Here is a 14,827-nt window from a genome sequence, read left to right on the forward strand (position 1 = left end):
CTCCTCTTCGCGCAAGCGGCTCATCGGTCACTTGCCCTCTAGCACAGCGACGAGGTTCTGCTGAAGTACCGGCCCGCTGGTCGCGTGAGCCAGCACCCGCTGCGCCGAACCGTTCCAGATATGTTGTGCGGCAAAGCCGATTCGCTCCAACCCGGCTGAGAACATCGGGTTGGCCACCAGCGCGCCACCCGATGGGTTCACGGTGGTGGAGTCCTTGAGGCCGATGGCCTCGGCGAGGATCAGCTGCTGATGGCTGAACGGCGCGTACAACTCGGCCACCTCGATGGAGCCGGCGTCGCCGCCGGTCGCGGCGGCCGCCGACGCGGCCGTCGACGGAGAGGCTGTCAGATCACGGGCACCGAGGATCGGCGTCTCGATGCGATGCTCGAAACCGGTGATCCATGCGGGGTTTTCGCGCAGCTCGCGGGCCCGGTCGGCCGAAGCCAACACCATGATGGAGGCGCCGTCGGAGATCGGTGCGATGTCGTGTTTGTGCAGCGGATCGACGAAATATTCTCGTGCCAGCAGCTCGTCGACGCTCGATGCCGGGGCCTCGGCGTCCACGCGCGGAGCCCGGCCGAAGGCGGCAAGGGCGACCTGTGCCATCTGCTCCTTGGTCCACTTGCCCGAATCCAGGCCGAGTCGCGCCTGCAGCGCGGCCATGGATACCGAATCGGGCCACAGCGGCGCGACGGTGTACGGATCCGTTTGAAGGGCAAGGACTCTGCGTAGAGTACCGGCGGAGGACTTCCCGAATCCGTAGACGAGCGCGGTCTCGACCTGTCCGGTGAGGATCTTGATGTAGGCCTCGTACAGCGCCCATGCCGCGTCCATTTCCACATGGGATTCGTTGATCGGCGGCACCGCGCCGATCGAGTCGATCGCCGAGATGAAGGAGAAGGCGCGCCCGGCCAGATAGTCGGACGACCCAGAGCACCAGAAACCGATATCCGACTTGGTGATTCCGAGGTCGGCGTAGATCTCCCGGAAACAGGGCACCAGCATCTCGACACCGTTGGTGGTGCCTTCGGTACTGCGAACGTGAGGGGAATGGGCGAAGCCCACAACTGCTACTGCGGGGGCAGCGGAACTCATCAGATCCGGTCCTTGTAGGTCTCGTAGTCGGCGTCGGGTTCACCGGTGGGGCGGAAGTACTGGATGTTGTCGATCCCGTATCCCCACTCCTCCTTGGGTTTCCACACGGCTTCGACCCGCATGCCCATGCGAACGTCCGCCGGGTCGATGTCGTAGACGAGGTGCAGGAATGGGATATCGGCACCGTCGAGCAGTACATAGGCGGCCACATACGGCGGCTTGATGCGCTGTCCGGGGAACGGGATATTGATGATCGCGAAGGTGGTGACAACGCCCTTGTCGGCCACCTGCACGAGGTCGGAGGTGGGCTCACCGGTCAGGGGATCGGCACCACGCGCCGGGAAGTAGACCCGTCCGCCCGCGCCGGTGCGGCCGCCGAGCAGCTTGCCCTCGGCCAGCGCGCGCAGGTAGGCGCTCTCTTCAGGCGAGGTGAGGTGCTGAACATCCAGCCGGATGGGAGTGACCTGCATGGTCACCGGCTCCTGATCCGGTGCGGGGGACGGCACGTCAACCGGCCGATCCCCGAGTGCGAAATAGGCGATATCGGTGATCGCGCCGACGGTCTCGTCGGCCCACACCGCATGCACGCGGGCACCGGTCTCGATCGCGCCGGCTTCTTCCACATTGACGGCGTGCAGCAGCGAGGTATCCGCACCGTCGAGCTTGATGAGTGCCCAGGCGAACGGTCTGGACAGTGGCTGGCCCTCGAGCGGCTCCTGCTGCCACGACCAGGACTGGACCGTGCCGACGCTCGACACCGGCACTACGTCCGTCAGTGGTGCATAGGTCACCGGGTCGTACTCGGCCGCGGGCACGTGAACCCGGCCGTCACTGCCACGGGTGCCGACAATCTGCCGATCGCGCAACGCGGTGAAGAACTTGGAGAGGGTCGGGCCCACCGAACGGGTGTAATCAAAAGACAGTTCGAGGGGGGCTGAAAGGAGCGGCAGCGGAGAGGAGAGCCCGGTTGTGCTGCTTTGGCTGACTGTCACACCTCCGAGTAGAACAAGTTCTAGTTTTTTTCGCAAGGGCGGTGGTCGCGGCATATCCGGCCGGTTACAGTCGGGCCATGAAATTCGGATTGCAGCTGGGGTACTGGTCGGCCTCCCCGCCGGACAATGCGCCTGAACTGGTGGCCGCCGCCGAGGAAGGTGGATTCGATGCCGTCTTCACTGCCGAGGCCTGGGGTTCTGACGCGTACACGCCGCTGGCCTGGTGGGGATCGGACACCAGCCGTATCCGGTTGGGCACCTCGGTGATTCAGCTTTCGGCGCGAACACCGACGGCGTGCGCCATGGCGGCCCTGACGCTGGATCATCTCTCCGGAGGCCGCCACATCCTTGGGCTGGGCGTATCGGGGCCCCAGGTGGTGGAGGGCTGGTACGGGCAGCCATTCCCCAAACCCCTGGCTCGCACTCGCGAGTACATCGACATCATCAGGCAGGTGCTGGCCCGTGAGGCGCCCGTGCGCAGCGACGGCCCGCACTATCCGCTGCCGCTGACCGGGGATATGGCCACCGGGCTGGGTAAGCCCCTCAAGCCGATCGTGCACCCGCTGCGTTCTGATATCCCCATCTTCCTCGGGGCAGAGGGCCCCAAGAACGTCGCGTTGACCGCTGAGATCGCTGACGGCTGGCTGCCCATGTTCTACGCGCCGCGACTCGCCGACATGTACAACGAATGGCTCGACGAGGGCTTCGCGCGTCCCGGCGCCCGGCGTAGCCGCCAGGATTTCGAGATTGCCGCCACCGCACAGGTCATCGTCACCGACGATCGCCGCTCGGTACTCGATCAACTGAAGCCGTTCTCCGCCTTGTACATCGGAGGCATGGGCGCGGTGGAACTGAATTTTCATGCCGAGGTGTATCGGCGCATGGGTTACGGCGATGTGGTTGACGAGGTCACCGAGCTGTTCCGGACCAATCGCAAGGACAAAGCGGCCGAAGCGATTCCGGACGAGCTGGTACTCGACACCACGATCGTCGGAACCGAGGCCGAGGTGTGCGAGCAGATCAAGGCATGGGAGGCCGCCGGGGTCACCATGCTGGTGGTCGGCTGCCGTAGCGTCGAACACATCAAGCAACTGTCGGCGCTGACCTAACCCAGCTAGCGTTCGATCTCGCGGAAGTCGAGCATCGCGTTGACGGTGTCGACGGCCTCGTTCAGCGCAGCGACCCGCATCCCCAGAGTTGGCGCCGCCAGCACGGCATATCGGTCGGCCTGACCCATCGGTACGCGAGATGCCAATGCGTACAACCGTTTCTCTGCGCCGCTCGGCAGCCCGGTGGCGATCGACCAACGGCGGGGAAGTCGGACCCGCTGCGCGGTCGCCACGCGTCGCAGCAGGTTCTCGATACGTGCTTGCACCTCGTTGAGGGCGTTCAACGGCAGCACCCGATCGTCGAGTTCGTCGGGCCAGGGTTCGGTCTCGGCGCGCGGATAGGGATCGTCATCGAGCCACCGGGTGATTCGGATCCGATGTGCGCCCTCGCAGCGCAACGCGAAGCGCTCCGCTCCGAGTGATTCGCAGTCGAGGACGCGGGCCGCTGTCCCGACGTCATACCGGATATCTCCGCCACCGACTTCCTGGCCACGGGCGATCAGAACGACACCGAAGGTGTGGTCGGCCGCCATGCCTGTTGGTCTTCGCGCAAGCGGCTCATCCATTACGTCGCGGACCAGGGCGACATAGCGCGGCTCGAAGATGCGCAGCGGTAGGGGCTCACCGGGCAGCAGTACCGACTGCAGCGGGAACATGGGCGTCACCCGCCCACACTATGCGTGTTGTCTTATGTCCCGGTGAAGTTGGGGGCGCGCTTCTCGGCGAAGGCGCGTGGGCCCTCTTTGGCGTCGTTACTGGTGAACACGCCGATGCCCACCTTGGTATCGGCCTTGAACGCCTCGTTCTCGTGCAGGCCCTCCGAATCACGGATCGTCTTGAGCACGGCCTGAACGGCGACAGGTCCATTCGCCGCGATCATCGCCGCCAGCTCCAGGGCCTTCTCCAGCGCCTGCCCGTCGGGGACCACATGCCCGATGAGTCCGATTTCCTTGGCCTCGGGAGCCTTGATGTGCCGTCCGGTCAGCAGAATGTCGGCGGCGACGGTGTACGGGATCTGGCGGGGGAGGCGTACTGCCGATCCGCCCATCGGATACAGGCTCCACTTGACCTCGGAGACACCGAATTTGGCACTCTCGCCGGCGACGCGGATATCCGTGGCCTGCAGAATTTCGGTACCGCCGGCGATTGCCGGTCCCTCCACCGCGGCGATCAATGGTTTGGTCAGGCGGCGGCCCTTGAGAAGCCCGGGGATGACCGAGGGGTCGTAGCTGCCGTCGGAGAATTGATCACCCGGGGCACGCTTGTTCATGGCCTTGAGGTCGGCTCCGGCACAGAAGTACCCGCCGGCGCCGGTCAGGATGCAGACCCGAACCTCGGGATCGTTGTCGACGCGGTCCCAGGCCTGGGTCATGATCTCCAGCATTTCCCCGGAGAGGGCGTTGCGTGCATGCGGACGGTTCATCGTCACGATCAGCACGTGGTCGCGTAACTCCACCAGAGCATGGGGTGCGTCCTGCTCGGTCACTGTCTCGGTCATGGTCTTTCCTCCGTGTTTCCGTCCAAGAGGAACCCCTGCAACGGGGCCGGGGCTTGTCTAAAAATGTAACACGTTCTAATTTATGGACATGGCCCTTAACATTGCCGACCTCATAGAGCATTCAGTCGACACTATGCCCGATCGTGTTGCCATCATTTCTGGCGATCGAAAGCTGACATATGCCGAGCTTGAAGAGCAGTCCAATCGGTTGGGGCACTACCTGCAGAGCCAGGGCGTAGGCCCGGGCGACAAGGTGGGCCTTTACTGCCGGAACGGTATCGAGATCGTCGTGGCGCTCACGGCCATCGTCAAGATCCGCGCGATCTCGGTCAACGTGAACTACCGGTACGTCGAAGCCGAGTTGCACTACCTGTTCGAGAACTCCGACATGGTTGCTCTCGTGCACGAGCGTCGCTACAGCGACAAGGTTGCGAACGTCCTGCCCAGCACGACGAACGTCAAGACCGTGATCGTCGTAGAAGACGGGGGCGACGGCGCGGGCGTGGACTTCCGCAGTTACGGCGGTGTCGCGTTCGCGGATGCCCTCGCGCAGGGATCCCCGGAGCGCGATTTCGGGGAGCGCAGCCCCGATGACATCTTCCTGATCTACACCGGGGGCACCACCGGCTTCCCCAAGGGCGTGATGTGGCGCCACGAGGACATCTACCGCTCGCTGTTCGGCGGCATCAACTACGTCACCGGTGAGTACATCGAGGGTGAGTGGGACCTAGCCAAGCAGGGTGCGGAGGCCGCACCATTCATTGGTTTCCCGATTCCGCCCATGATCCACGGTGCTACCCAGGCGGCGACCTTCATGGCCCTGTTCCAGGGACGGACCACGGTGCTCGCGCCCGAGTTCAACCCCGAAGAGGTGTGGGAACTCATCGAGAAGCACAAGATCAACATGTTGTTCTTCGCCGGGGATGCCATTGGCCGGCCGCTCATCGACGCACTGGACACCGAGACGGGCCGCGCACGCGATCTGTCTTCGCTGTGGGTGTTGGCCAGCAGTGCCGCATTGTTCTCGCAGACGGTCAAGGAGCGCTACCTCGAGTTGCTGCCCAACCGGGTGATCACCGATGCGATCGGCGCATCCGAGACCGGCACCGGTGGCCTGTCCACCGTCACCAAGGGGCAGATGCACCCCGGTGGTCCAACTGTCAAAATAAGCTCCACCACAACGGTTCTCGATGAGGATGGCAACCCGATTCAGCCTGGTTCCGGGGTGCGCGGCCTCATCGCCAAGAGTGGCCACATTCCGGTCGGATATTTCAAGGACGAGAAGAAGACCGCCGAGACGTTCAAGACGTTCAACGGCGTGCGGTATGCGATCCCGGGCGACTGGGCCACCGTCGAAGCCGATGGCACCGTCACGATGCTGGGCCGCGGATCGGTGTCGATCAACACCGGCGGCGAGAAGGTGTTTCCCGAGGAGGTCGAGAGCGTCCTGAAGGGACACCCCGCCGTGTTCGACGCGGTTGTAGTCGGTGTGCCCGACGAGAAGTGGGGCCAGCATGTGGGCGCCGTGATCGCCGTGCGCGACGGTGTGGAGCTCACCTTCGAGGAGCTGGACAACCACGCGCGCAAGGAGATCGCCGGATACAAGGTGCCACGCAGTGTCTGGATTGTGGACACCGTCAAGCGCAACCCCGCGGGCAAGGCCGACTACCGCTGGGCCAAGGAGACTTCCGAAGGCAGGCTTGCCGATCTTGTGAACACCAAGCACGTCAACACGGGAGCCTGAGCCATGTCTGACGGTCTTCGCGCAAGCGGCTCATCCATGCACACCGATCTGTGCGAGCGGTTTGGAATCCGTTACCCCATATTCGGTTTCACACCGTCAGAGAAGGTTGCCGCCGCCATCAGCCGCGCGGGCGGCATGGGCGTGCTCGGTTGTGTCCGCTTCAACGATCCCGACGAGTTGGACGCGGTTCTGAACTGGATGGACCAGAACACGGACGGCAAGCCGTACGGTGTCGACATCGTGATGCCGGCCAAGGTGCCCACCGAGGGCACCGCGCTGGATATCGACAAGCTGATTCCGCAGGGACACAAGGACTTCGTGGAGAAGACGCTTGCCGACCTAGGTGTGCCGCCGCTGCCAGGCGAACGCGAGTCGGCCGGCGTATTGGGCTGGCTGCATTCGGTGGCACGCTCGCATGTGGAGGTGGCGCTCAAACATCCGATCAAACTGATCGCCAACGCACTTGGCTCGCCACCGAAGGATGTCATCGACCAGGCGCATGAGCATGGTGTGCCGGTCGCAGCGCTGGCAGGTAAGGCCGAACACGCCAAGAGGCATGTCGAAAACGGCGTCGATATCGTTGTGGCCCAGGGCTATGAGGCAGGTGGGCACACCGGTGATGTGGCATCCATGGTGCTCTGGCCGGAGATCGTGGACGCGCTTGGCGGCAGCGCCCCGGTGCTGGCGGCCGGCGGCATCGGCAGTGGCAGGCAGGCCGCCGCGGCCCTGGCGCTGGGTGCCTCGGGTGTATGGACCGGCTCGATCTGGCTGACCGCGGCCGAGTACGACCTCGGAACCGTGACTGCCGGCGGCGATTCCGTGGTGCAGCAGGCGCTGCTGAAGGCGACCTCCAGTGACACCGTGCGCACACGCATCTACACCGGGAAACCCGCGCGGCTCTTGAAGACCAAATGGACGCAGGCCTGGGATGCCGAGGACGCGCCGACGCCACTGCCGATGCCGCTGCAGAACATTCTCGTCAGCGGCGCACACGAGCGGATGAATCGTGCGCACGACCCGGAGACGGTCTGCTTCCCGGCGGGACAGATCGTGGGACGGATGAACGAGATTCGGCCCACCGCAGAGATCGTCGCCGATCTGGTGGCAGGTTTCGAGAGCACGGTCGACAGGCTGAACCAGATCCGCGGTTAGGGATTCGCACCGTTCCCGAACGCTCGAGTCTGCGTTTCACGACGGAAATTGGCACAAAACCGCCGTGAAACGCAGACTCGGCGGCCCTGTGGGGTGCTAGCGGACGTAGGTGCCGTCGGCCAATGCCCACAGCGGGTCGCTGGTCTCCAGGGCCTCCGCGGACAGTTGTCGCTTGATCACCTTGAAGGTCGCGGTACGTGGCAGATTCTGGCTCACCCTGATAAATGAGGGCCATTGTTTGGGGCCGAGATCTTCTTGGGCGAGCAGGAATTCGCCGAGTTCGGACGCATCGAATCCATTGCGTACCACCAGCGCTGCCATCACCCGGTCGCCTACGGTGGGGTCGGGGATGCCGTAGACGGCGGCCTCGGTGATATCCGGGTGACGCAGCAGCACCCGCTCGATGGGAGCAGTGCCGAGGTTCTCGCCGTCGACACGCAGCCAATCGCCCAGGCGCCCGGCGAAGTACACGTATCCGTTCTCGTCGGCATAACCGAGGTCACCGCTGCGGTACTTGCCACCCACCATGCGTTCGGCATCGGCCTCGGGATTCTTGTAGTAACCGGTGAACCGGCCGGGGCCGGCGATGTTCACCAGCTCGCCGGTTGCCTCCGCGGCATTGACCACCTTACCGCTGGCATCGAAAACTGCAGGGGGGCAAGGCTCTCCGGTCTGGATGTCCAGGATGCGGACGTCGGCAGGCAGTGGCCCGATTGCCCCCGGTGGCGTACCCGGAGCCCACCCCAGGGCGATACCACCCTCTGTCGAGCCGAATCCGTCGACGACGAATGCGCCGAACCGTTTCGCGAATCGATCGATATCGCCGGCGGCGGCCTCGTTGCCGTACATGATCTTCAACGGGTTCTCGGCATCGTCGGGCTGTTCCGGTGTCGCCAGCACATACGACATGGGCTTGCCGACGTAGTTCGCATACGTTGCCCCGTACGTGCGGACGTCGTCGAGGAAACCCGATGCGGAGAACTTGCGCCGCAGTGCGATTGAGGCACCCGCCGCGACAGCCACCGACCACCCGGCCAACACCGCATTGGAATGGAACATCGGCATCGAGAGGTAGCAGACGTCCGTGGGGCCGAGACCGAACCGTGACGACAGCATGATTCCGGCAGAGGCCACCTTGGCGTGGGTGATCTGGACGGCCTTGGGATCCCCACTCGTGCCCGAGGTGAAGATGAGCATAAACAGGTCGTCGGGACGCACGGCCGCGATCTCGATCATCGGATGTTGTGGCTCGGCAACGGTATCGGACTCATCCGTGATGACGAACTGGCAGTCGGCGAGCTCGATATCGCGCTGCAATGCCGATCCGCGTCGTGTTGAGTTCAGGCCCACCAGCACCAGACCACCCAATGCGGCCGCGGAAAGCAGGCGCGCGAACCCCGGTGTGTTTTCCAGGATCACACCGATATGCGGCGGCCTCGAGGGATTCAGGCGTGCACGCAATACCGAAGCCAGACGGCGACTTTCAACCACATGATCACGCCAGGAGGTAAACGATCCTTCGAAGTGCAGCCCCCGGTCCTCGACATCGGCCAGGCTCGCCAGCAGCTGAGTGACCGTTGCGTCTTCCGGGGTAGTACTCACCACTCGATACTAGGCAGGTGTGTCGGCAAGCTCGCGGCCGATGCGGCGCAACTGCTCCGTCGCGCTGCCCGAGGCGAATTCGCCCCGTTTGGCGGCCAGGAAGTAACGGTGCACCGGGTGGTCCTCGTCGATGCCAACTCCGCCGTGCACGTGCACCGCGGTGTGCGCGACACGATGCCCCGCGTCCGCGGCCCAGAACTTCGCCGTCGCCACGTCGATATCGGCAGGCAAGTCTTCCGACACCCGCCACGCGGCCTGCCACAGCGTCAGGCGCAGACCCTTGACGTCGATATACCCGTCGGCCAGCCGCTGCGCCACCGCCTGGAAGCCGCCGATCGGCTTGCCGAACTGCTCGCGGGTACGCGCATAGTCGGCGGTCAGCTCCAGGGCCCGCTCCAGGACTCCGAGCTGGTAAGCGCTGTGGCCCAGGGATTCCCGCAGGCGCAGCCACTGGACCACTTCGATGCCTCCGACCTTGCGGTCGGCCGGAACGGGGACCTCGGACAAGATGAGCTCCGCGGAGCTGTCCTTACCCGTGGTGCGCAACGCCTCCTGGGTGACGCCGGCGTCGTCGGCGGCCACCAGAAACACCGCGGTACCGGTCTCGGTCTCGGCCGGCACCAGGTACGCGTCGGCCTCCACGCCATACGGCACCAGGACGCGATTGCCGGTGAGCACGTAACCGGCTCCCGGCGATGACAGCGTGCGGGCGACCACCGGACCTTCGCCCGGTTCACCGTCCAGCGCGATGGTCAGCACCTTCTTGCCGGCCACAGCGGGTGCGGCCCAATCATTCTGCAGCGCTTCGGAACCGAATGCGGCGAGCGCCCCGGCTGCTAGCACCACCGACTCGAGGTACGGCACCGCCGCGAGTTCACGGCCTAGTTCCACAAGAATCGAGGACTGTTCCAGCACGCCGAAACCGCCGCCGCCCAACGACTCCGGTGCCGCCGTGGACAGAATGTCGGCCTCGGTCAACTTGGTCCACAGCTGCCAGTCGAACCGGCTGTCCTGCTTGTCGAGTTCCTTCTGACGGTCCGGCGTGCTGACCGCCGACGCGATAGTGCGGGTCAGGCCGGCCAGATCGGTCTGTGCCTCGGTAAGGGAGAAATCCATGGTCTTGTATGTCCTTCTCTAGCGTGTCGCCGCGGGCTGGCCGAGGGCGGTCATCGCGATGATGTCGCGTTGAACCTCGTTGGTACCGCCGCCGAATGTGAGGATCAAGCAAGCCCGGTGCATCCGCTCGACGCGGCCGCGCAGCTGTGCGCCCGGGGAGTCTTGACGCAGCGTTGCCGCGGTCCCAAGAACCTCCATGAGAAGGCGATACGCCTCGGTGGCCAACTCGGTGCCGAAGACCTTGGTGGCGGAGGCGTCGGCGGGGGAGGGAGCGGCGTCGGTGTCGGAGGCCAGTTCCCAGTTGATGAGCTTGAGGTATTCGACCTTGGCGTGCACCCGCGCCAGGTTCAGCTGCACCCATTCCGAGTCGATGATCCGGGCCGACCGATCCCCGCCGGGAATTTTGGTGTTCTGGGCCCACTCGCGCACCTCGCGCAGCGCCGTGATGATCGGCGCCGATGAAACTAACGCCACCCGCTCATGGTTCAGCTGATTGGTCACCAGCTTCCACCCCGCGTTCTCCTCACCGACCCGGCTCGTGACCGGTACACGCACATCCTGGTAATAGGTGGCGCTGGTGCCGGGGCCGGCCATGGTGCGGACCTTGGTGTACGAGAAGCCCTCGGCCGTGGTGGGCACGATGAGCATCGAGATGCCGCGGTGCTTCTTCACCTCGGTGTTGGTACGCACCGCCAGCCAGATGTAGTCGGCATACTCGATGAGGCTGGTCCACATCTTTTGGCCGTTGACGATGTAGTCATCGCCGTCACGGACGGCCGAAGTGCGCAGCGAGGCAAGGTCGGTGCCGGCTCCCGGCTCGGAGTAACCGATGGAGAAGTGCAGCTTGCCCGCGGCGATCTTCGGCAGGAAGAACTTCTTCTGCTCGTCGGTGCCGAAATGCATGATCGTCGGCGCGACGCTGTTGATTGTCAGGAACGGCACCGGGGCGCCGGCGATCGCGGCCTCGTCGGTGAAGATCAGCTGATCCATCACCGAACGGTCCTGGCCGCCAAACTCCTTGGGCCAGCCCAGGGCGAGCCAGCCATCGGCACCCATCTGCTCGACGGTCTCGCGGTAGACGTTGCCGCTGCCGTACTCGCCTTGATTCGACGCGAGGGCCTCGCGTCGCTCCGGTGTCAGCAGTTTGTCGAAGTACGCGCGTAGCTCACGGCGCAGCTCTTCCTGTTCGGGCGTGTAGGCGATATGCATGTGTGTTCCTTCTGCTGCCCGTCGGCTGTCGTGGCCCTCAGGTGCGACCCACGTTGACACAAGAGTTGTAACACGTTCTAGTCTAGGGAGTCCAGACGCGACGCCACGGCACAAATTCAGCCCAGAAATCCTGGCGTCACCAGGGTTGTGTCGTGGGTCACGTGTCGTAGTCTGGCGATACAGCCCATAGATGTACGGCTCGGCTCTCTGAGCTTTGAGGCGTCACACAGCGCCGGAAAGAGGTTTCCAATGCGTGTTGGTGTAGTTCCTGACCGTTGCGAAGGCAACTTGGTATGTCTCGGGATCGCTCCGGAGGTGTTCGACGTCGATGACGACGACTATGTAGTCATCCTGCAAGAGGAAGTACCGGCCGGTCAGGAAGATCTGGTCGAGCAGGCGATCGCGGAGTGCCCGCGCGCCGCATTGATTCGCAAAGACTAGAGGCATTCGTAAATCACCGGCCCGCCCGCGCTCGACTGAGCGGAGCCGGCGCGATGGGGTGCGTCGAAAGCATGGGACTGAAGGGAAATTTGTATATGAGCGCGATTGCTGATGCCGACCTGAGTGGCCGCGTCGCCATTGTCACCGGAGCCGCCGCGGGACTCGGCCGCGCCGAGGCGATCGGCTTGGCCCGGTCGGGGGCGACCGTCGTCGTCAACGACATCGCGCCCGCCCTGGAGCGCAGCGATGTGCTCGATGAGATCGCTGCGGTGGGATCCAAGGGTGTGACCGTCGCCGGTGACATCGGTGAGCGCGCGACTGCCGATGAGCTGATTTCCACCGCTGAATCGCTCGGCGGTCTGCATGTCGTGGTCAACAACGCGGGTATCACGCGCGACCGGATGCTCTTCAACATGTCGGACGAGGAATTCGACGCCGTCATCCACGTGCACCTGCGCGGCCACTTCCTGCTGACTCGTAACGCGGCCACCTACTGGCGCGGTGCGTCGAAAGCCGCGGGCGCACCGGTGTACGGCCGCCTCATCAATACGTCGTCTGAAGCCGGCCTGCTGGGGCCGGAGGGGCAGGCCAACTACGGCGCCGCCAAGGCCGGCATCACCGCGCTGACGTTGTCGGCCTCGCGAGCTCTGGGCCGCTACGGGGTGCGGGCCAATGCCATCGCCCCACGCGCTCGTACGGCGATGACCGCGGACGTCTTCGGCGACGCACCCGAGGACTCGATCGACCCTCTCTCCCCGGAACATGTCGTGACTTTGGTGCGCTACCTGGCCTCGCCCGCGGCGGAGGCGGTGAACGGTCAACTGTTCATCGTGTACGGACCGACCGTTACCTTGTTGGCGGCGCCTACTGTAGAGGCGAAGTTCACTGCGGATTCCGGTGCTTGGGATCCGTCGGCTCTCAATTCGGCCCTTGCTGATTTCTTTGCTGGACACGACCCCAAGCGCACGTTTTCCGCGATCGCACTGATGGCCGAAGATTAAGCAACGCCGAGGTTGGCGGTGCGATCCTAAATAGAACCCGTTCTATTTATCGCATCAAAATCCCAGGACAAAGTGGACGCGGCGTGCGATTTGCCTGCCCGTGCATGAATTGACACTAAGAATTTTTTCTCGTTAATATGATGCGCCTCACAGCGTGGTAGGTACACGTCGATCGTTAACCGGATCATGGGGGCGGGTCTCCGGCAGTACCGGGATGTGTGAGACAGGAGCAAAGGTTGAAGCAGCAGCTCGCGGCGCCGGCGCGCGCCGTCGGCGGCTTCGTCTCCATGTCGTTGGCCACGTTCCGTAACATGTTCCGCCGCCCGTTCCAGGGGCAGGAATTCCTGGATCAGACATGGTTCATCGCGCGGGTCTCGTTGCTGCCGACGCTCCTGGTCGCCGTCCCGTTCACGGTCCTGGTCGCCTTCACCCTCAACATCTTGCTGCGCGAGATCGGTGCGGCGGACCTGTCCGGAGCAGCGACGGCCTTCGGCACGGTGACGCAGCTCGGGCCCGTGGTCACGGTGCTCGTCGTCGCAGGCGCAGGGGCCACGGCGATCTGCGCCGACCTGGGTGCCCGCACCATCCGCGAGGAAATCGACGCGATGCAGGTGCTGGGCATCGACCCGATTCAGCGGCTCGTGGTGCCGCGGGTGCTGGCGTCGACGTTTGTGGCGCTGCTGCTGAACGGCCTCGTATGCGCCATCGGCATGGTCGGCGGCTACGTATTCTCGGTCTTCCTGCAAGGTGTCAACCCGGGTGCCTTTATCAACGGTCTGACGGTGCTCACCGGCCTCGGCGAGCTGATGATTTCGGAGATCAAGGCCTTCCTGTTCGGCGTCTTCGCCGGTCTTGTCGGCTGTTATCGCGGGCTCACCGTCAAGGGCGGCCCCAAGGGTGTCGGCGATGCGGTCAATGAAACCGTCGTCTACGCCTTCATTTGTTTGTTCGTCATCAACGTGGTCATGACGGCCATCGGTGTGCGGGTCCTGGTGAAACACTAGTGGCCGGACCTTATCTTTCGACGCACACAGTGACCTCCTATACCGTTCGGTATATGCGTGGTCTGGGACGCTCGTTCGACAAATTCGGCGAGCAGGCACTTTTCTACGCGCAGTCGCTGAGCTACATCCCTGCGGCGCTGACGAAGTACCGCAAGGAAACCATCCGGGTGCTCGCCGAGATCACCATGGGCACGGGTGCCCTGGTGATGATCGGGGGCACGGTCGGTGTCGCCGTCTTTCTCACCCTGGCCTCCGGAGGCGTCATCGCGGTGCAGGGCTACTCCTCGCTGGGCAATATCGGTATCGAGGCGCTCACCGGCTTCCTGTCCGCATTCCTGAACGTGCGCATCATCGCGCCGGTGGTGGCGGGCATCGCGATGGCGGCGACGATCGGCGCCGGGACGACCGCCCAGCTCGGCGCGATGCGGGTCTCGGAGGAGATCGACGCACTGGAAACCATGGCGGTTCACGCGGTTTCGTATCTGGTGTCCACCCGCTTGGTGGCCGGGCTGATCGCCATCGTCCCGCTGTATTCGCTGTCGGTGCTGGCAGCGTTCTTCGCGTCGCGCGCCACCACGGTGATGATCAACGGCCAGTCCCCGGGCGTATATGACCACTACTTCAACACCTTCTTGGTGCCCACCGATCTGCTGTGGTCGTTCTTGCAGGCGATCGTCATGTCGGTGGTCGTGATGCTCGTGCACACCAATTACGGATTCAATGCCTCCGGCGGCCCGGTGGGTGTGGGGGTCGCGGTCGGCCAGGCCGTACGTACCTCCCTCATCGTGGTTGTGCTTGTCACCCTGTTCATCTCACTTGCCGTCTACGGCGGGTCCGGCAACTTCAATCTCTCGGGCTAGGAAC

14 protein-coding genes are annotated in these 14,827 nt (G+C 64.2%); 7 read left to right on the forward strand and 7 right to left on the reverse strand.

What is annotated here, in order from left to right; genetic code table 11:
• Nucleotides 1-27: 27 nt before the first annotated feature.
• Together AC5Y5C_RS03765 and AC5Y5C_RS03770 are read right to left on the reverse strand one after the other, a co-directional pair.
• A complete protein-coding gene (locus AC5Y5C_RS03765; RefSeq protein WP_499969096.1) occupies nucleotides 28-1,095 on the reverse strand; it encodes a thiolase family protein in 1,068 nt (355 codons plus the stop codon).
• Nucleotides 1,095-2,087, reverse strand: a complete 993-nt coding sequence (locus AC5Y5C_RS03770; RefSeq protein ID WP_499969098.1) for a Zn-ribbon domain-containing OB-fold protein — start codon at nucleotides 2,085-2,087, stop codon at nucleotides 1,095-1,097. Before AC5Y5C_RS03770 ends, AC5Y5C_RS03765 begins: the two co-directional genes overlap by 1 nt.
• 77 nt (nucleotides 2,088-2,164) lie before the next feature.
• Between AC5Y5C_RS03770 and AC5Y5C_RS03775 the strand changes: the two genes are divergently transcribed.
• On the forward strand, nucleotides 2,165-3,196 hold the full coding sequence (locus AC5Y5C_RS03775; RefSeq protein ID WP_499969100.1) for an LLM class F420-dependent oxidoreductase: 1,032 nt from the start codon (nucleotides 2,165-2,167) through the stop codon (nucleotides 3,194-3,196).
• 5 nt (nucleotides 3,197-3,201) lie between these two features.
• On the opposite strand, the gene AC5Y5C_RS03780 is transcribed toward AC5Y5C_RS03775, so the two are convergent.
• Nucleotides 3,202-3,852 carry an LON peptidase substrate-binding domain-containing protein gene (locus tag AC5Y5C_RS03780; protein WP_499969357.1) on the reverse strand — a complete coding sequence of 217 codons (651 nt, stop codon included), beginning with the start codon at nucleotides 3,850-3,852 and terminating at the stop codon, nucleotides 3,202-3,204.
• 32 nt (nucleotides 3,853-3,884) lie between these two features.
• The gene (locus AC5Y5C_RS03785; protein WP_078290246.1) at nucleotides 3,885-4,694 is read right to left on the reverse strand and encodes a crotonase/enoyl-CoA hydratase family protein; all 810 of its coding nucleotides are present in this window, start codon (nucleotides 4,692-4,694) and stop codon (nucleotides 3,885-3,887) included.
• Between the two features lie 82 nt (nucleotides 4,695-4,776).
• On the opposite strand from AC5Y5C_RS03785, the gene AC5Y5C_RS03790 reads away from it, so the two are divergent.
• Both AC5Y5C_RS03790 and AC5Y5C_RS03795 read left to right on the forward strand, forming a co-directional pair.
• Complete coding sequence (locus tag AC5Y5C_RS03790; RefSeq protein ID WP_499969102.1) at nucleotides 4,777-6,438, forward strand: acyl-CoA synthetase; 1,662 nt, start codon at nucleotides 4,777-4,779, stop codon at nucleotides 6,436-6,438.
• Between the two features lie 36 nt (nucleotides 6,439-6,474).
• Nucleotides 6,475-7,590: an NAD(P)H-dependent flavin oxidoreductase gene (locus tag AC5Y5C_RS03795; protein ID WP_499969359.1), complete on the forward strand. Its 1,116-nt coding sequence runs from the start codon at nucleotides 6,475-6,477 to the stop codon at nucleotides 7,588-7,590.
• A 96-nt stretch (nucleotides 7,591-7,686) separates the two neighbouring features.
• Here the strand turns inward: AC5Y5C_RS03795 and AC5Y5C_RS03800 are convergent, their stop codons facing one another.
• From AC5Y5C_RS03800 to AC5Y5C_RS03810, 3 genes are read right to left on the reverse strand one after another with little or no spacing between them, the layout of a single operon-like run.
• Nucleotides 7,687-9,192: a long-chain-fatty-acid--CoA ligase gene (locus tag AC5Y5C_RS03800; protein WP_499969103.1), complete on the reverse strand. Its 1,506-nt coding sequence runs from the start codon at nucleotides 9,190-9,192 to the stop codon at nucleotides 7,687-7,689.
• A 9-nt stretch (nucleotides 9,193-9,201) separates the two neighbouring features.
• Nucleotides 9,202-10,308 (reverse strand): acyl-CoA dehydrogenase family protein, encoded by a 1,107-nt coding sequence (locus AC5Y5C_RS03805; RefSeq protein ID WP_499969105.1) that lies wholly within the window; start codon nucleotides 10,306-10,308, stop codon nucleotides 9,202-9,204.
• An 18-nt stretch (nucleotides 10,309-10,326) separates the two neighbouring features.
• On the reverse strand, nucleotides 10,327-11,517 hold the full coding sequence (locus AC5Y5C_RS03810; protein WP_499969107.1) for an acyl-CoA dehydrogenase family protein: 1,191 nt from the start codon (nucleotides 11,515-11,517) through the stop codon (nucleotides 10,327-10,329).
• Between the two features lie 249 nt (nucleotides 11,518-11,766).
• Between AC5Y5C_RS03810 and AC5Y5C_RS03815 the strand changes: the two genes are divergently transcribed.
• From AC5Y5C_RS03815 to AC5Y5C_RS03830, 4 genes are all read left to right on the forward strand, one after another.
• Entirely contained in the window at nucleotides 11,767-11,958 is a 192-nt protein-coding gene (locus AC5Y5C_RS03815) for a ferredoxin (protein WP_499969109.1), read from the forward strand.
• Between the two features lie 95 nt (nucleotides 11,959-12,053).
• The gene (locus tag AC5Y5C_RS03820) at nucleotides 12,054-12,959 is read left to right on the forward strand and encodes a 3-oxoacyl-ACP reductase (protein ID WP_499969111.1); all 906 of its coding nucleotides are present in this window, start codon (nucleotides 12,054-12,056) and stop codon (nucleotides 12,957-12,959) included.
• A 236-nt stretch (nucleotides 12,960-13,195) separates the two neighbouring features.
• Complete coding sequence (locus AC5Y5C_RS03825; protein WP_499969113.1) at nucleotides 13,196-13,963, forward strand: MlaE family ABC transporter permease; 768 nt, start codon at nucleotides 13,196-13,198, stop codon at nucleotides 13,961-13,963.
• 53 nt (nucleotides 13,964-14,016) lie between these two features.
• The gene (locus AC5Y5C_RS03830; RefSeq protein ID WP_499969115.1) at nucleotides 14,017-14,823 is read left to right on the forward strand and encodes an MlaE family ABC transporter permease; all 807 of its coding nucleotides are present in this window, start codon (nucleotides 14,017-14,019) and stop codon (nucleotides 14,821-14,823) included.
• The last annotated feature ends 4 nt before the right edge of the window (nucleotides 14,824-14,827 follow it).

The organism is Mycobacterium sp. NGS15 (assembly GCF_059813245.1).